This window comes from Caballeronia sp. (assembly GCF_049581465.1).
Lineage (GTDB): Bacteria > Pseudomonadota > Gammaproteobacteria > Burkholderiales > Burkholderiaceae > Caballeronia.
On sequence record NZ_JBAUSA010000992.1, the window covers coordinates 1 to 2,736 of the forward strand.

General features: G+C 61.7%; 2 protein-coding genes. Both read left to right on the forward strand.

Going from position 1 to position 2,736, the window contains the following annotated elements:
* Positions 1–864, forward strand: an 864-nt coding sequence (locus WCA53_RS24315; RefSeq protein WP_423916461.1) for a hypothetical protein, incomplete at its 5' end; no start/stop codon positions are given.
* A gap of 119 nt (positions 865–983) precedes the next feature.
* Complete coding sequence (locus WCA53_RS24320; RefSeq protein ID WP_423916464.1) at positions 984–2,594, forward strand: S53 family peptidase; 1,611 nt, start codon at positions 984–986, stop codon at positions 2,592–2,594.
* The last annotated feature ends 142 nt before the right edge of the window (positions 2,595–2,736 follow it).

Genomic DNA, 2,736 nt, shown 5'->3' on the forward strand with positions numbered 1-2,736 from the left:
CTGGCTTCCTATGACAACAAGCTGTTCATGGCCTGGAAGGGCATGGAATTCGACGACCGCATCTTCTTTGCCACCAGTAATGGCTCGACGTGGGCACCCCAGACCCTGGTGCCGGGTGTGGGAACCAGCGCCGGTGTTGCGCTCGCGGTATTCGGCAGCCAGCTCTACATGGCCTGGAAGGGCGAGGGATTCGATCAGGGGATATATTGGTCCAGCTTCAACGGCACAAGTTGGGCGCCGCAGAAGCAGGTGCCCGGGGTCGCCACCAGCTCGGGACCGCGCCTTGCGGTAGACGGCAACGCGCTCTATATGACATGGAAAGGCATGGAGGACGATCAGCGACTGTGGTGGTCGAGCTTCAACGGCTCAGCGTGGGCCGCGCAGCAGGAGATCCCGGGTGTCGCAAGCAGCGTCGGGCCGGCGATCGTGACGTTCAACAATCAGTTGTTCGCCGCCTGGAAGGGTGAATTCGGCGATCCAGGGCTCTACTACTCCACGTTCAATGGCAGTACCTGGGCGCCGCAAAAACTGATTGCAAGCACGGGCACCAGTGAAGGGCCGTCGCTCACGGTGTTCGGCAACCAGTTGTTCGCTGCCTGGAAGGGCGAATTCAGCGACCAGACGCTTTGGTACGCAAGCTTTAACGGCACAAGCTGGACGCCGCAGAAGCAAATTCCGGGTGTGCTTAGCAGTATCGGTCCGGGCATTACCATATTCGGCAATCAGGTGTTTGCTGCGTGGAAGGGAATGACGGGCGACGAGCGGATCTGGTGGTCGACTTATAACGGCGCGAGCTGGGCTGCGCAGCAGGTCGTCCCTGGAGTGGGAACCAGTACCGATCTGCTCGTTGCGGCGGCGGCATAACGATACGAAGACAAGCGGCGAGCGGGGTCCTTCGCTTCGCCGTCACTTTGGCGGGGTGAGTGTTCCCGCTCATCTCGTTGTTTTGCTTACTGTTTGCTTACCTAAGGAGTTTTTCAGTCATGGCACATGCACTCAGCGGTAGCGATCGAGCACCCTTGAACGGCGCGCGGTCCGTTGGCAAGGCCGATCCGGCCGAGCGACTCGAAGTCACGGTGCTCGTGAGGCGTCGTGCGAGCGATGTCCTCAAGGAGCGAGTGAAAAAGCTCGCGGGCGGCGACGCATCCGATGGCGACATAAAACGCGAGGAGTTCGCGAAACAGTTTGAGGCCGATGCTAGCGACATCGCTGCTGTCAAGACCTTCGCGGCCTCTCACGGTCTCGCGGTCGTTGAGGAACACGCAGCGCGCCGGACCGTGATCCTGTCCGGGACAGTTGCACAATTCAATGGGGCGTTCAGTATCGACCTGCAGCGATTCGAGCATGCTGACGGCTCGTATCGGGGGCGAACGGGAACGCTTCAGTTGCCCGACGAGTTGGCCGGCGTTGTTGATGCCGTGCTGGGACTCGACAATCGCCCGCAGGCGCGGCCGCATTTCCGCAGCCGGCTGCCTCACGGCAACGTGCAATGGCGGGCATCGCCGAGCGCTGCTCCGACGTCCTTTACACCCATCCAGATCGCCTCGATGTACGACTTTCCTGAGGGGGCGGGCCAAGGCGAATGTATAGCGCTCATTGAGCTTGGCGGCGGATACCGTCCAGCCGATCTCAAGGCTTATTTCGCTGAACTAGGTATCGCCGCGCCGAAGGTGACCGCCGTATCCGTCGACCACGGCAAGAATCATCCGACTGGAGACGGGAACGGACCGGATGGCGAGGTGATGCTCGACATCGAAGTAGCCGGCGCGATTGCGCCCGCCGCACATATCGCCGTCTACTTTTCGCCCAACACCGACGCCGGATTTCTTGATGCCGTGACCACGGCCATTCACGACACGACCAACAAGCCGTCGGTCATATCGATCAGTTGGGGCGGGCCGGAGTCGTCGTGGACCCAGCAGGCAATGACGGCGTTCGACCAGGCGTTCCAGGCGGCCGCCGCAATGGGGATCACGGTGTGCGTCGCATCGGGGGACAACGGCTCTGGCGATGGAGTCAGTGATGGAAAAGATCACGTCGACTTTCCTGCCTCCAGCACCTACGCGCTTGCATGTGGTGGAACCAGCGTGAACGTGACCAATGGAACCATCGAAAGCGAAACGGTCTGGAACGATGGTGCGAACGGCGGGGCGAGCGGCGGCGGTGTCAGCACGTTCTTCGCACTGCCTGCCTGTCAGGCGGGACTGCACGTTACGCTGGCCCAGGGAAAGACCCAGCCATTGCAGATGAGAGGCGTCCCGGATGTTTCAGGCGACGCGGATCCCGACACCGGCTATAAGGTTCGTGTTGATGGCAGCGATACGGTGATCGGCGGAACGAGCGCGGTGGCGCCGTTGTGGGCCGGCCTGATCGCGCGGATCAACGGCGCTATGGGCAGCGCTTCCGGCTACATCAATCCAAAGCTCTACAAGAATGCCGGTGATCTGGACGATATCACCCAGGGCAACAACGGCGACTTCTACGCCTCTGTCGGATGGGATGCGTGCACCGGTCTCGGACGTCCAGACGGTAAAAAGGTTGCGAGTGCACTTGGGGTGCCCCCCGCTTCGGCTCCAAAGGTTCGCTCTGCATGAAGGCAGTAAGGCCGGCGGGATGTTCCGCCGGCCGGCAAGCGGTGGCTTAGGGGCGGCTTAGGGGCGGCTTAGCGGTGGCTTAGCGGTGGCTTAGCGGCGGTTTAGCGTGTGCTTGGCGGCGCCCTTATACACGCCCGAACTC